At 49.8% G+C, this 14,746-nt stretch carries 11 protein-coding genes; 9 read left to right on the top strand and 2 right to left on the bottom strand.

Translation table 11 applies throughout. The annotated features are described in order from the left end of the window. Position 1 precedes the first annotated feature (1 nt). From J2Z66_RS25195 to J2Z66_RS25165, 7 genes are all read left to right on the top strand, one after another. Entirely contained in the window at positions 2–862 is an 861-nt protein-coding gene (locus J2Z66_RS25195; protein WP_245375826.1) for a carbohydrate ABC transporter permease, read from the top strand. 45 nt (positions 863–907) lie between these two features. Continuing rightward, the gene (locus J2Z66_RS25190) at positions 908–2,920 is read left to right on the top strand and encodes a YIP1 family protein (protein WP_209975499.1); all 2,013 of its coding nucleotides are present in this window, start codon (positions 908–910) and stop codon (positions 2,918–2,920) included. Between the two features lie 3 nt (positions 2,921–2,923). Further along, on the top strand, positions 2,924–5,155 hold the full coding sequence (locus J2Z66_RS25185) for a DUF5696 domain-containing protein (protein WP_209975498.1): 2,232 nt from the start codon (positions 2,924–2,926) through the stop codon (positions 5,153–5,155). Then, positions 5,145–6,065: a carbohydrate ABC transporter permease gene (locus J2Z66_RS25180; RefSeq protein ID WP_245375825.1), complete on the top strand. Its 921-nt coding sequence runs from the start codon at positions 5,145–5,147 to the stop codon at positions 6,063–6,065. Before J2Z66_RS25185 ends, J2Z66_RS25180 begins: the two co-directional genes overlap by 11 nt. Further along, entirely contained in the window at positions 6,062–7,042 is a 981-nt protein-coding gene (locus tag J2Z66_RS25175; protein ID WP_209975497.1) for a carbohydrate ABC transporter permease, read from the top strand. The genes J2Z66_RS25180 and J2Z66_RS25175 overlap by 4 nt, the downstream gene beginning before the upstream one ends. A gap of 145 nt (positions 7,043–7,187) precedes the next feature. Further along, positions 7,188–8,558: an ABC transporter substrate-binding protein gene (locus J2Z66_RS25170; RefSeq protein ID WP_209975496.1), complete on the top strand. Its 1,371-nt coding sequence runs from the start codon at positions 7,188–7,190 to the stop codon at positions 8,556–8,558. A gap of 161 nt (positions 8,559–8,719) precedes the next feature. After that, positions 8,720–9,961 (top strand): sensor histidine kinase, encoded by a 1,242-nt coding sequence (locus tag J2Z66_RS25165; protein WP_209975495.1) that lies wholly within the window; start codon positions 8,720–8,722, stop codon positions 9,959–9,961. A gap of 73 nt (positions 9,962–10,034) precedes the next feature. Here J2Z66_RS25165 and J2Z66_RS25160 read toward each other — a convergent pair whose 3' ends face one another. Both J2Z66_RS25160 and J2Z66_RS25155 read right to left on the bottom strand, forming a co-directional pair. Continuing rightward, positions 10,035–11,237 (bottom strand): glycosyl hydrolase family 28-related protein, encoded by a 1,203-nt coding sequence (locus J2Z66_RS25160; protein WP_209975494.1) that lies wholly within the window; start codon positions 11,235–11,237, stop codon positions 10,035–10,037. Between the two features lie 92 nt (positions 11,238–11,329). Then, positions 11,330–11,728, bottom strand: a complete 399-nt coding sequence (locus J2Z66_RS25155) for a putative phage tail protein (protein WP_209975493.1) — start codon at positions 11,726–11,728, stop codon at positions 11,330–11,332. Positions 11,729–12,151: 423 nt separating this feature from the next. On the opposite strand from J2Z66_RS25155, the gene J2Z66_RS25150 reads away from it, so the two are divergent. Continuing rightward, positions 12,152–13,423: an IS110 family RNA-guided transposase gene (locus tag J2Z66_RS25150; protein WP_209975492.1), complete on the top strand. Its 1,272-nt coding sequence runs from the start codon at positions 12,152–12,154 to the stop codon at positions 13,421–13,423. Positions 13,424–14,444: 1,021 nt separating this feature from the next. Further along, on the top strand, positions 14,445–14,746 hold a 302-nt coding region (locus J2Z66_RS25145), incomplete at its 3' end, for a transposase DNA-binding-containing protein (RefSeq protein ID WP_312894763.1).

Below are 14,746 nucleotides of genomic sequence, written 5' to 3'. Positions count from 1 at the left end.
GATGAGAATGCGGCTATTTGCAAAGCGGCTCCGAAACGCTAAAATGAGCAACGTCATTTTGTACGTTATATTAACCGCTCTTGCTGTATTTATGGCGCTACCGCTTGTCTATATTTTCAATCATGCCTTTAAGCCGCTGCACGAGATGTTTCTGTTTCCGCCGACTTTCCTGGTGCAGCAGCCGACGATTGGCAACTTCACGCAGCTGTTTAACAGCTCGACAGGTGATTTGGTGCCGTTCACCCGATACCTGTTCAACAGCGTTCTCATTTCCATCGTTACGATCGCCAGTGTCATTCTGGTCAGCTCGCTGGCTGCCTATGCGCTGGCTGTGAAGCAGTTTCCCTTCAAGGCGCTCGTTATGTCTCTCATTATGGTCTCGCTGATGTTCGCGCCGGAGACGGTAGCCATACCGCGTTATCTCATCGTCAGCGGACTCGGTATTACCGATACGTACTTCGCCCATATTTTGCCGTTCCTTGCATCTCCGGTCGCCGTGTTTCTACTGATCCAGTTCATGGGTCAAATTCCGAACGAGCTGATTGATGCGGCCAAGCTGGACGGAGCGTCGGAGTTCGGTATTTTCCGCAAAGTGGTGCTGCCGCTTGCTGCTCCCGCCGTTGCCACCATTGCGATCATTTCGTTTCAGGGTGTGTGGACGGATGTGGAAGGCTCGACGCTGTTTGTGCACGATGAAACCATGAAGACTATGGCCTATTATGTGACGACGCTAGCGACCGGCATTGCCGGACAAAATATATCGGCTGCGGCCGGCCTGCTGATGTTTTTGCCAACCTTTATTATTTTCCTTCTGTTTCAACGCAAAGTGAACGAAACGATGGTTCATTCGGGCGTGAAATAAGAATTGCGGGCGGAACTATACAATCTAAGACAAGTGGGGAAGACAATGACCAGAACAACGGTGAGAATTGCTTGTTGCCTGCTATGTTTGCTGCTGACGTTACCGTCCGGCTTTGCGCATGCTTGGGTGACGTATAAGACGAACTATTACGATGATAACGCGAATCGAATACGTATCCAGCCCGTGTATGTGCCGGCGGGAATACTTCCACAGCGGTTTGTGGAACCGGTCGATCTATTCGTCGCGGAGAACGATCATGTATTTGTCGTCGACAAAGGAAGCAGCACCGTGATCGAATTCAGCGGCGATAACAAGCCGGTCCGCAGCTTTGGGGATCAGGAGGGGGAAGGAAGTCTCAGCGAGCCTGAAGGTGTGTTCGTCGACCAGGAAGGCACCGTCTATGTGGCGGACACCGGCAATGAGCGCATCGCCGTATTTAATGAAGCCGGCAGCTTTGTTAGGGCGTATGGGAAACCGGAGTCACCGGCGCTCACATCAGACTTTTACTTTGTTCCCACTAAGCTTGCGGTCGACAGCCGGGGGGTTATGTATATTGCCTGTAAGGGCGCCGAGCTTGGTCTCGTCAGAATGAGCCCGGACGGGGAATTCCGCGGTTTCTTCGGCGTTAACAAGGCGAATGCTTCCTACCTGGGCTGGGTGAAGAAGCTCATACTGACGAAAGAGCAGCTGGCCAAAGAAGTGGCGAACAAGCCGCGTCCGGTTGCCAATGTTACGCTCGATCCATCCGACTTCATCGTGACCGTGAGTCCGGGGTTGAATACCACCGGGAACATCCGGAAATTGAATGCCGGGGGGATCGATATGATGCCGGCAGAACTGCTGATCAACACCGGAAGCGTGGCAGACGCGGCGGTGGATCGCAATGATTTCGTGTACGGCGTCGATCAAGAGAATAGTAAAATATCGATTTACAATCCGCAAGGCGACATTGTATTTGACTTTGCGGGCAAACAAATGAGTGCACAGTGGGATGGTCTGCTCGTATTCCCAACCGCCATCGGCGTCAATTCCCGCTTCGAGGTGCTTGTGTCTGATGGCGGAACGGGAATCGTCCAATTGTACAAACGGAGTGAATTTGGCAATGCCGCGTTGACGGTCAGCTATTTATACGATCAGGGACGCTACGAGGAGAGCAGGCCATACTTTGCACAAATTGCGGTACAGAACGAGATGTTCGACCTTACTTACCATGGACTTGGCAAGCTTGCGCTGCAGGATGGTGATTATGAGAACGCCTTGGAGCTGTTTAAGGAGGCTAAGAATACCAAGGATTATTCGGTAGCGTTCTGGAATGTGCGGATTGACCGCATCGAAGCCTACTTTGTACCGGTATTTTTCACATTGCTGATCCTGTTTGTGCTTTACCGGTTGCTGCGCTCTAGATTGGCGGCCAGGCTCCAGACCGTATCCTGGCCGGAGGGGCTGCGCTTATATGGAAGCGAGATGAAGGCCTTCTTCCTCATCCTGTTTAAACCATACGACGGGTATTATCGGCTGAAGGACCGTAAAGTCGGCCTGCTCGTCATAGTGACCATTCTGCTGCTTGCGGCTCTGGCCAGAGTCGTGACGGTGTACGGATCCGGATTTCTTTACAACCCTGTAGAACTGCGGTCCATTAACATTTGGTATCAGCTCTGGCTTCCTTTTCTCCCCTGGATCACCTGGGTGATTGCCAGTTATCTGGTTTGCAGCATCAAAGGCGGTGAAGGCCGGTTCCGGGAGGTCGTCCAGGCGAGCACCTTTGGCCTCGCTCCTTATATCCTGTTTGCGATAGTGATTGTGCCGCTCACTAATGTGACTGTGCTGGAAGAGAGTATTCTTGTGCAGGCCGCCACGCAGCTGATGCTGCTGATGACGGTTATCCACTTTTTCGTGATGAGTCAGGTCATTCATAATTTTGATTTTCTGGAGACGGCGAAGAATCTGTTGATTTCCATTTTTACTGCTTTGCTGATCTGGTTTTTTGCAGCTATTATCGGCGCGCTTACCTTTAATTTATATGAATTCTTCTACGAACTTTACCGGGAGGTGAGGTAAGACGTGTTCAATCTTCGCAGGCTTCTACACATTCGCTGGATATGGCTCTTGCTTGCCGGGATCGCTGCATTATCTCTCATCCTGGTGATCATTTGGCGGCTGCTGCCCGGCTCAGCGTCCACCGTGCTGGCTGACATGAACATTCAGCCTGAACCGCAAAACGGCTTTCAAGTCTATGAGGGTCCGTCTTGGCAGCCGGGGGATGGGGCTGATGCAGAGGGCTTCGTCCCAGCGCTGGACAATGAGCAGTTCACGCTGCGCATCCATCCTGCGACAACGCAAATTACGCTGACAGATAAACGAAGCGGTTACGTATGGCGCAGCAATCCGTCTGCGGAGCAGCTGCAGCAGGAGACGGTCAAAGGCTTGCTGCAGACCAATCTGCAGTCGCCGCTCGTGCTTGAATATGTACAGCTGAGCAAAGACGGCAAAACAAACAGCGAAACGACGAATACGCTGGACCCCAAGTTAGAGAAATCGTTCATCAAAAATACGCAGGGGATTCAGGTCACATACCGTTTGCCGCAGCAGGGAGTGCAGCTAGCCATCCAGTATGAGCTGACGAAGGATGGGCTGCAGGTACGCGTACCCTCAGGAGGGATCAAGGAGGACAGCAATTTTGTCGTTGTGAAAGCCGGCATTCTTCCGTACTTCGGCTCGGCTCAAGCAGGCAGCGACGGGTATATGCTCGTACCGGATGGTCCTGGAGGTCTGATCGAGTTTAAGAAGGATCGGATTGCAGTTGGTCAGGGGATGACATTCCGGCTGTACGGAACGGAATTATCCAATATGAAGGATGATATGAGCGTCTGGTCTCCTTACCCGGTGTTCGGAGCCAAGCATGGCGAGCATGCATTCGTGGCCGTGATTGGTGAAGGTAAATACGAATCGGAGCTGAGGATGCTTCCTCCCGGAACGAAATCGAACGTATACAGCATCAACCCCAATATTATTTACCGGGAGGAGTATTTGCGCAAAGTCAGCCGGGTGGCCCCTCCGGTTGTGGCGATGCAGCAAGCGCGGGCTGATGTAGACTGGGCGGTCGAGTACAGGTTCTTAAATGGGGCGGAGGCCGGATACACCGGTATGGCGGAGTCCTATCGCGATGCCATGCTGGCGAGTCAGACGCTTCCTGGTCCGCTCGCACCCGCCGAGCATATCCCGCTGGATCTGACGATTATCGGGGGCGATGTGCGCAAGGCATATAACGGGTACGAATATTCAGCCGTTACGACCTTCCAGCAGGCCGCGGACATGGTCCGCGAGCTGACCGAGGCGGGCGTAGGCAAACAGCGGATTACGTTCTTCGGCTGGCAGAATGGCAGTTCCACCGATAGGACGAAGCGGTTCCCTGTGGAAGCCAAGCTTGGGGGAGCGGACGGTGCGGCAACCTTTATTGAAGAGGCGCATAAGCTTGGCCACCAGGTCCTGTTTTCAGAAAATTACGCCTTCATGGGTTCGAAATCTTCCCTGACAGTTAAACGAAAAGGCATCTATGGGATGGACGGTACGGTCTGGTTTGAAGAGGACGGCTCATTTATGCTGAATCCACTCGAGACACTGAAGCAGGCTTATGACAGCATGGATAACTTGCAGCAGCTTGGCGTTGACGGTATTCATTATCAAGCGATTGGGGAAACCGTTTTTCGCGACTTTCGTCCCGATAACCAGTTTTACCGGCGTGATACCGCCTATCTGTACAATTCACTGCTATCCTATACACGCGAACGTTTCGGTGCAAGCGGTATTACAACAGGAGCGGACTACGCATTATCCGGAACTGGTTATGTGACGTATATGGATATAGAAGCGAGCGGCGCCTTATTGGTCGACGAAACGGTTCCGTTCTATCCGATCACCCTTCACGGGTATGTCTCATACTCCTCGCAGCCGGGCAACCTGCGCAATCTTCCTGCCGACTTGCTGCTGAAGTCCATCGAATACGGGGCAGTGCCTGCCTTCGCGCTTACGCATGATACGGTCCGCAATCTGAAGGATACCAGCTATGCATTCACATATGCCGGCAAATTCAGCAACTGGAAGGAGAAGGTTGTTGCGGAATACCAGCAATACGACCAGCTCTCGCATGTATATAATCTTCGTATTACCGCACACGGAAAAGTAAGCTCCGGCGTGTACGAGACGACTTATGAGGATGGGACCCGGGTCATCGTCGATTACAACAAGCATACATTCAGCGTGGTGCGCGGGGGAGGAGTGCAAAATGGCAGCTAACCGGAATCCTGATCGGAATTCTACTCGGAATCGCAGGATGGAGCTTTGGAAATATCGGTGGAAGCAATACGGGGTCGGCTATATTTTCGTATTGCCATGGCTGCTCGGTTTCTGTGCCTTTATGGCTTTTCCGCTGCTTACCTCCTTCTTTATGAGCTTTCACAAAGTGAGCATAGGCGGCGGCGCGTTCAAGTTCGATTGGGTGGGTCTGCTTAATTATCGCAATGCTTTTCTGAAGGACAATGTTTTCCCGGTGGAGCTGATCCTTTATTTTCAGGAGATGCTGCTGATTATACCGATCATTGTTATCTTTGCTTTACTCGTATCGCTGCTGCTCAACCAGCAGTTTCCGCTGCGGTTTTTGTTCCGGGGCGTGTTCTTCCTGCCGGTCATATTTGCTACAGGGCAAGTGCTGACCGAGCTGTTTGCCCAAGGGGCGGGAGAACTGCCCTTTCTCGACCAGTATCAGCTGGAACCATTGATCAAGCAGTACGTGGGGCCGCAGCTCGCTGATCCGATCCTGAGTGTACTCAGCCGCTCTATCGTGATTCTGTGGTATTCGGGCGTACAAGTCATTATTTTTATTGCCGGCTTGCAAACCATTCCGCGTGCGGTCTACGAAGCGGTATGGATCGATGGCGCATCGCCTTGGGACAGCTTCTGGAAAATTACACTGCCCAGTATGATGCCTTTCATCAGTCTTTGCACGCTGTACACAATTGTTGAGTTGTTCACCTACCCGCTTAACCCGGTTATCCGGCATATCAGCCTGAACATGTTTAAAGCCGATACCGGATACGGGTACGCCAACGCGCTTGCCTGGAGCTATTTTGGTTTCGTCATTATTCTAATCGGCTTGACGATGCTGTTCATCCAAAGAAGCATGAGGCAAAGGAGGGATGTCCGTTGAAAACGGCACGTAGGTACCAAGAGCTGACGATGAAACTGAGGAGCTGGACGAAGGGAAAGCCGGGACAAAAGGTCAAGCTTGTTGTAATCGGCCAGCATGTAAGTGACGGCTGGCTGGCCAAACTGGTGACACTGTTTCTTTTGTCCATACTCGCTTATCTGTATTTGCAGCCTATGCTGTACATTATTACGACGATGTTCAAATCCGTCAGCGATCTGATCGATCCAACGGTCAAATGGATTCCGCGCACGCTGTATCTGGACAATTTCAAGCAGGCTTGGGAAGGACTCCGTTATCCGACGACGTTTGTTAATACGTTCGTGATTACGATTGGCTGTTCGTTGATCCAGGTGTTCGTCTGTGCTTTTACGGGATATGGGCTGGCTAAGTTCCCATTTCCGGGACGCGGGCTTATTACCTTTCTTGTCCTGCTTACGTTTCTCATACCTCCGCAAATTATTGTGATTCCGCTGTATATGATATACAGCAAGCTGGGCTGGCTGGATTCTCCGCTTGTATTTCTTGTGCCAGCTTTGTTCGGGCAGGGAATGAAGAGCGCGCTGTTCATCTTTATCTTCCGGCAATTTTTCAAGGCACAGCCTGCTTCGCTGGAAGAAGCTGCCCGCCTGGACGGCGCGTCTTCGTTCCGCATGTTTTTCCGGATTATGCTGCCGCTCGCAAGCTCCGCTTGTCTCGTGGTGTTCCTGTTCTCCTTCATCTGGTATTGGAACATGAACTATGAAGCGGCGATGTTCCTGCCGAAGCAGTATCCGACACTAGCGATCAGCCTCGAGCGGATGCAAGATAATCTGGCGGGCATGTCGGCCCAGTTCGTCACGGTCAAGGGAGTGGATCCGGTCACGGAGGGGATGAAGATGGCAGGTGCATTCCTGATTATTTTCCCGCCAGTGCTTCTGTACATGATCGCCCAACGCTGGTTCGTAAGAGGGATTGAACGTTCAGGCTTGGTGGAATAAGAAATCCGGGAGTAAGTATATAGATGTGTTGCAAGCAATACTCGGATATTCAAGCTTGCAGGAAAGGAGGGGAAGCAGCTTAAGTACAGCATAAGAAGTCAGATATAGAAATGTCAAATAATTACAGAAATTATAGGAGGTAACTATGAACAGAACAATGAGGGGTAAGACAGTCAAAGGTAAAATGTTAATTGTGGCACTATTGCTCGTGGTATTCCTGACGGCCTGCTCAAGCGGCGGTACGAAGGACCCTGGTAAAGCGACACCGACACCTGCCGCGGGAGGCACATCTTCTCCGGCTGCAACGGAGGAGAAGCATGATCCGGTAACTCTCCGCATGGCGACTTGGAACGATACGTACCAAGAGCTGTACGATATGTTTCACCAGAAATATCCATGGATTACCGTCGAGCCGGTGTTCCCGGCAGACGGCGATTTAATGGCAACGATCAAAGCGAATGATGCTGCAAATACGCCAATTGACCTCACTTGGATCATTGAAATGGCGCCATTCCTCAAGGACGACATGCTGGAGGATTTGAACCCGTATATGGCCAAAGACGAATCGCTTAAAAACAAGCAGTTCGATCCAGGTTTTCTTGAAAACTTCGACATCAATGGCAAACGCTTTGCGGCGCCGTTCGTCTATGTACCTACCTTCCTGACTGTTAACCTGGATATGCTGCAAAAGCACGGACTGGAAATGCCGAAGAACGACTGGACCCTGGAAGAGTTCCGTGAAATGGCGAAGAAGGCGACCGATCCGGCAGCCCGCGAATACGGTCTGGCGTATAATTCGCTGTGGGGGCTGCACTTTATGTCGGCTGTAGCTGTGGCCAATGGGAGCGCTCCGAACACAAGCTATATGAATGCGGATTGGACCCAATCCGTGATGAATACACCGGCTGTGCTGGATGATATCAAATGGATGCAGGGCTTCGTGACGAAGGACGGATCTCTGGCAAGCGTGAAGAAAGGTACGGAGCTTGGTCTTGATATTGGCAGTGATTTTCTGAAAGGTAAATCGCTGTTCGACTTTGGCGGTGACTGGGTACTGCCGATTCTGGAGAAAAGCGCCACCTTCAAATGGGACATTTTGCCGATTCCGAAGGGGAAAGTGAAGCAGGTGACGCATGGCATGATCGGTGCTCTGGGCATTAACAAGGCATCGAAGCATAAAGACGAAGCTTATCTGTGGATCAGCTTCCAGTATGAGATGGAGGCACAGAAGTGGAAGATCGACCATGGAGCGATGGCTTCGGTCAAGGATGATGAGCTGCTGAATTATTACAGCCAATCGCCGATGTGGCAAGGACGCAACGCTGATGCGCTCAAGCATATTAGTGAGCTTGCCTGCTGCGTTGATATGACACAGAAGCTGCCGGCCTTCGCTGAGTATCCTTGGTCACTTGCTTATGAAGTTATCATGGGCGAATTCAAGGTGGAAGAAATCATACCTAGAATTGAATTATTTAACAAGCGGACGATGGAAGTGCGTAAAGAATTAGGGTGGTAACAGCTTCAATGATATCAAGATCAGCCTGACGATGCAGGTTCTATCTGCTTGACCAACCGCCCGCAGGGAAGCGATTGCTACCTTGCGGGCGGCTTCGTCAGCTGGAGCATTCTGTTCAGCATAAGATGTATTTTGGATAGCTATGAAATGGGGTGATTCGTATGGGAGAATTTTTAAAGGAATGGTTGGACGAGCTAGTTGTTAACCGCAAATCCATTGAACAAAGTCAGAACCAATGGATCGATAAGAAGCTCTATATCAGGCTTCAGGAAACTTTTATGGCCGCTACCGGACTGAATGCGAATATCGTGGATTCCATGGGGAGATCCGTTACACCGGAGCAATCGGAGAGATCCCCAAAGTTTTGCCAGCTTATCCAGGAGAGTCAGATGGGCAGACAGCGTTGTTATCAATCCGATCTAAGCGTAACGAATGCTTCCATTGCGGAAGAAAAAGCGATGATCTGCAAATGCCATGCAGGTCTGCACGATTGTGCAGTGCCGATTCAATTCAATCAGCAGGGCTTGGGCTCCTTCATAACGGGGCAAGTCCTGCTGGAGCTGCCAACAGAGGAAACAGTTGCGGATATTCTGAATCGGGTAGCCGATTTAAATTTGGACAGGGGGGAGCTAACGAAAGCGATTTACGAGGTCCCGATAATGCCCAGGGAAAGACTGATGGCGAATACGGACTTTATTACCATACTGGTGGATTACATCATTAAAAGTTTAAAAGAAAACGAATTTATCCGGCAGGAGGCAGAACTGCGCCATCTATTGCGGGAAGCGGAGATGAAGGCTGTTCAATTCAAGCTGCATCCGCATCTTTTATTTAATACATTAAGTTTAATATCAGGCCAGGCTTTGCTGGAGAACGCAGCTGCAACGCATATCATTGTCGGACAGCTATCGAAAATGCTGCGGTATATGTTGAAATCCTACCGTCCGATGATTACAATTCGTGAGGAATTTGAATACCTGGATTCTTATGTCCAATTGCAGATTTTTAGATTCGAGGATCGGCTAACCTTTGAGGTAATCTATGAGGATAAAGAATTGCAGAACTGCACGATCCCCAGCCTGTCCATTCAAATTTTGTTAGAAAATGCAATAAAGCATGGAATCGAGCCCAAGGAAGGCCCCTGCCAAATCAGGATTCGTATAGACTCGTTGGGGGATAAGCTGATTATTGAGGTAAAGGATAACGGAGTGGGGATGAATAGGGATAAGGTGAAGCGAATTATGCAAAAAGGAGGGGGATTTGATGACCAGCTGTCCGGAATTATGATGGTTCGCAAACGGCTCGAATACTATCATGGCGATAATTTTACCTTCAACATTCATTCGATAGAAGGAGAAGGAACTTCAGTGACCTTATCATGTCCTTTAACAGATCGTAATTAGCCGAAGGGAGAATGAATCGCAAATGCACCTCTTTCAATAAGGTGCATTTGCTGATAACCTTTAAGTACGAATATTAAGGTCTATTACCAACGGCAACGTTGCCAGTCACGTTACCTCCCATAAAGGCTAGCGAGTTCCCGCGGAAATCGCAACCGATGAATGAATCCCCTCCCGCCGCGCCGTTATAAGATCCATTCTCTTGCCCGTATGCGCGCACTCCAACACATTGGATACTGCCATCAATAAGTACCACGCCGGAATTGTACGCCGGACCAGACGGACCGCCATAGCCGTTATTCGAAAGGATGACGTGATTCAGCCGGACACCTCCAGGATTGGGACATGCTGAATAGATGCCGCTGTTGGCGTTGCCATTGATGGTACCGCCGTTTACTGTGAGGTCTGGCGTATTGGCGGTTACCACGATCCCGAAGCTATTATAGCTGGCTGGGGTGGCATATGCGGGGCCGGTCAGACTATTTCCACCCAGCTCAATAAAGCAATCCTCGAATGTATGCAGATTGCCATAAGTGTTCAAATACACCTCATCCATGCCATCCTCGCCGAAGAAGCAGCCTTTGGCCCGTACGGAGTAGATGCCTACCTCGGGAGTGCCAAATACAATTAAGCCGCGGCCGGAGTTAGCGAAGGTGCGCACGCCGCGCAGTTCACCGAGAGCCATATGGCCGCCTGCCGGAGATGTAGCCACTGACTGCACACGAACACCGTCACCCGCGTTAAGCTGGCAGAGCACATCGCTTATGTACCACTGGCAGGTGGTGAATGCATTGCTGTTCGTAATATCAAGACCGTTGCCATAATTACGCTCGCAGAACACATCCTGCATAATGGAATAACCAGTGCCGCCAACAGCAACGCCGTGGTAATTGTTTTTGGAATAGATCCTGTAAATAAAGCCGTCAGCAACGCCTCCCTTGGCAAAAGCAATGCCATCGCCGCCTGGAGTCCCGGCTACAGTGCGGTCCAATGTCAGGTCTTGCAGCGTGACGTGATTCGATCCTGAATTGACCACAAGTGTCGGAAGATTGGCCGTGGTCTGCCGAATCGTTGTGGCATTGCGGCCTGCGCCAGTAACGATAACGCCTGAGCCTCCCACAGTAATCGATGCTGAAGTCCGATAGATCCCTTTTGGGATTACGAGTCTGCCGCCACCTTGCGCGGCAAGTGCGGCGGTGCATGCAGTAAATACTGCGGCATTATCAAAGGAGTCATCGCCTTTAGCACCGAATTCGTCTACATTTATATCACTATTCATCAATCATTCTCCTTTGAATATAGTTAATGATAGACTAGCGAGATAGCATTTTGTGCATAAAATAAGGCGACAACCTGCTTGTTTAGACTTATTTAGGCTCGTTTCCATCTCCCGGTTCCAGCATACCCAGTAGGGATGATAACGCTTCCACCATTATCCGCGCTAGTAGAGGATGCGTCCCAATAAAACTCTCCGCCACCTCCATCGCCTGCAGCATAGTAGCCTGCAATGTAATATACATCGTTTGCGGACAAACCCGCGGGACTTATGGCTTTAAGGTCTGCCATATTTTTTACGGTAAAAACAGTTACCCCTGCTGCTTCTGCTTTTTCAATAAAACCAGAGCTGTTGCCGAGTATACTTCCTGCTGCTAGTGTAACTCCCGCCATTCCCAGAGAGGCCAATAACGTTCTCCTGCTGACCAAAGAATTCGGCTGGGCCAATTCCCCTTGTTCACTACCATTTAATTCTTTGAATTGTTGCTCCGACATATCGTATTCCTCCTTTGAATTAAGGTTACCGCTTTCTTTACTATAACAAGCCGCCAGGGGATTCAACAACGGAGGAATGAAACTTCTTTTCTTAAAAAAGAAACCCAAATATTAGAACTTGTTTGCTCTAGTAAAGAGGGCAGAATTGGAATAAACATAGTCATGCTCCCAGCCTTGAAAAAGGCTGGGAGCATGACTATGTTTCAAGGAAATCAGGAATGAGGTGTAGTTTTTCCATATCGCTACTATCTCTTTCCCTCAGCAAACCTCTCCTGGCAGTCCGTTTGAGCGCGCGCTTGACTTAAGCATTCCTGTAGGTCGTTAAATATCGAAATTGCCAAAAAAGAAGCATCCTCGGTATGATGGGTAGTGTAACGGGTCAGACGCCCTAAAATGTTACCCAACTAAGGAGGATGCTCTACTATGAAGTTTAAACAAAAAGACAAAGAAAATCAACGTATCGAAAATATTTCCACAACACATCTGGTGGTTGGTATCGACATTGCGAAAGAAAATCATGTGGCTCGGGCTACGAATTACCGGGGTAAAGTTCTAGGAAAGCCATGCTTCTTCACAAATGATCTTGATGGATGCAATAAATTGAAAGCCTGGATCTGCGCCTTATTGAAGGGAAATGGTTTCCAGTCCGTCATTTTGGGTATGGAGCCTACAGGGCACTATTGGTTGAATCTAGCCAATTGGTGCATGGAGGAGTGGCAGGTGGTTCTCGTCAACCCTGCCCATGTGAAGGGTGCCAAAGAAAACCGGGATAACTCGCCAACCAAGAGCGATGTCAAAGACGCTTTGGTGATCGCTGATCAGGTGAGAAACGGATTCTATTCGGAGCTGAGATTACGTGAGGGTGTCTACCAGGAATTACATGTGTTCATGGGCATCTATGAATGTGTGAATAAACAGTTTGTAAGCATTCAGAATCGCATTCACCGATGGCTAGATATGTGGTTTCCCGAGTACCGTCATGTGTTCAAGAAATGGACATGTAAAACATCCCTGGCTACACTTCAGCTCTTTACCCTGCCGGGTGAGGTGAAGAATATGACGGCCGAAGCGATTTACGAGGGGTGGAAGCCACTCATGCAGCGTAGGGGCAGTAAGCAGTTTGCCCACGAGCTAGTTGAACAGGCCAAAAGATCGATTGGACGAAAAGAAGGGGCCATGGCTGCAAAGTGGGAGATTGATCTTCTAATGAGGCAGTATCTCCACTGTGAGAAAGAAATGGCGGACTTGATGGAGCAAGTAACCGATCTATTAACCCTTATTCCAATGGCCCGGAGGATGCTGGAAATGAAGGGAATAGGACCCGTTATGACGGCGACACTTCTGGCTGAAACGGGTGATTTGAGCGGCTACGTGCATGGCCGGCAGATCTTACGCCGGGCTGGGCTCCATCTATGTGAACACAGCTCAGGCAAACATTCAGGACAAGTCAAACTAACCAAAAGAGGCAGTGCAGCACTCCGAAAAATCATGTATATGACGGTCATCAGTCTGGTTTCAAATAACGAAGGATTTAAACGTTTGCATGAAGACAATGTAGAGAATAAAAAGATGAAACGTAACCAATCCATTATTAAACTATGCGGGAAATATGCCCGAATTCTAGTCGGCATGGCTCGAGCAGGCGACGCAGCGTATGACCCTGAAAAAGTCGCTGATGGATCCAAAGCCGCCTAACTATCGGTCCTATGCACCCGTAATCCATAACCAAGAGAAGCTCATGTAGGATAAGATTAAGAAGGTATTAGATCCGTTTGTACATGTATACACATATGTTGGCTCGTTCGCAGGATAGTTACACACAGCGCACCGAGAAACCGTAGAAAACATCGTAAGGGCTCAGACCCGTTTTTTAAGCAGTTACGGTCTCCACCCCCGGAATAGGTATAACGAAGGAATGTAAGGGCTCAGACCCGTAGAGGCATGGGAGGGAAAACCCCGGGGCACGAATGGAGAAAAGGTGATATATAACCATATGATGGGAATTTCTAGCGTATTCCCCTAGCCTTTTGCGCCCTAATAGCCGAAATGGATCCTGAATGCCATTGCAATTCAAGTGTTATCTAAACTGGATGTTGTGAAATCCTGCGAATAAGCGAGCATATGTGAGTAAAACCTATCAAACCGAGGGACGATGTTTTTCATCGTTAAAGTAATTGTTTCCAGACCAATCATCACTTTAATGATGATTTTCATCGTTAAACGAGGTCGGACGTCCCCCCTCAGGGTGGATAACAGGGATTTAACGATGTTTTTCATCGTTAAATAAGATAATGGAGAGGACCTGGTGCTTTTAACGATGAAAAACATCGTTAAAGTAGCAGATCCTCTCCGTTGTTCGTTTTGGTATCCGTTCTCAGCCCCAGCGTCTTTAACAGTGCCTGGAGCCCACAGCCCCAATGTTGTCAGGTTAAGAAACTCCTCAGGCGATACGCCAAGCAACCCGAGCAACGGCACGCAGAGAGCAGAGAGCGGACGGATTTCTAACGGACATGGTTGCCTAAGCTTGCCCCACAGTTGTTCCAGATTTTGGATATCGAAAACAAAGCTACTCAACGAAGAAGCATGGCGTTATGATGGGAGTAACTCTATTAAGGTGAGGCAGTGATAACCCATGACCATGCAAACCCATACGCCTTCTTTGGCTGAACCGGACTTTTCCTTTTTCAAGCGGATGCGCCTCTCGTGCGGACGTATCGTGAAGCGAGTGATCCAAACGATGACGACCCTGGCACGCCATCCCGAACTACCCATCTCTGCGGCCAGTGCAGATAAGGCGGAAGCCAAAGCGATCTATCGTATGTTGGGCCATTCGAATCTGACCGAAGAGGTCATCTTGGATGCTTACCGCAAGGAAACCTTGAATCAGATGAAAGCCAGCGGCGAGTCGGTATTCTTATGTGTACAGGATACGACCGAAATCGACTATGGCGCCAGAGAGAAGACAACGGGACTGGGCGAGTTCCGTTCGGCCAAGTCGAAAGGACTGCTAGCCCATTC

Origin of the sequence: Paenibacillus eucommiae (genome assembly GCF_017874215.1) — a bacterium.
Classification (GTDB): domain Bacteria; phylum Bacillota; class Bacilli; order Paenibacillales; family NBRC-103111; genus Paenibacillus_AI; species Paenibacillus_AI eucommiae.
This window is presented reverse-complemented; position numbering and strand designations above follow the sequence as displayed.

Bases quoted from the DNA above. Each gene is read 5' to 3' on its own strand.
- J2Z66_RS25195 (WP_245375826.1), top strand. From the start codon at position 2: ATGAGAATGCGGCTATTTGCAAAGCGGCTCCGAAACGCTAAAATGAGC.
- J2Z66_RS25190 (WP_209975499.1), top strand. From the start codon at position 908: ATGACCAGAACAACGGTGAGAATTGCTTGTTGCCTGCTATGTTTGCTG.
- J2Z66_RS25180 (WP_245375825.1), top strand. From the start codon at position 5,145: ATGGCAGCTAACCGGAATCCTGATCGGAATTCTACTCGGAATCGCAGG.
- J2Z66_RS25170 (WP_209975496.1), top strand. From the start codon at position 7,188: ATGAACAGAACAATGAGGGGTAAGACAGTCAAAGGTAAAATGTTAATT.
- J2Z66_RS25165 (WP_209975495.1), top strand. From the start codon at position 8,720: ATGGGAGAATTTTTAAAGGAATGGTTGGACGAGCTAGTTGTTAACCGC.
- J2Z66_RS25160 (WP_209975494.1), bottom strand. From the start codon at position 11,237: ATGAATAGTGATATAAATGTAGACGAATTCGGTGCTAAAGGCGATGAC.
- J2Z66_RS25155 (WP_209975493.1), bottom strand. From the start codon at position 11,728: ATGTCGGAGCAACAATTCAAAGAATTAAATGGTAGTGAACAAGGGGAA.
- J2Z66_RS25150 (WP_209975492.1), top strand. From the start codon at position 12,152: ATGAAGTTTAAACAAAAAGACAAAGAAAATCAACGTATCGAAAATATT.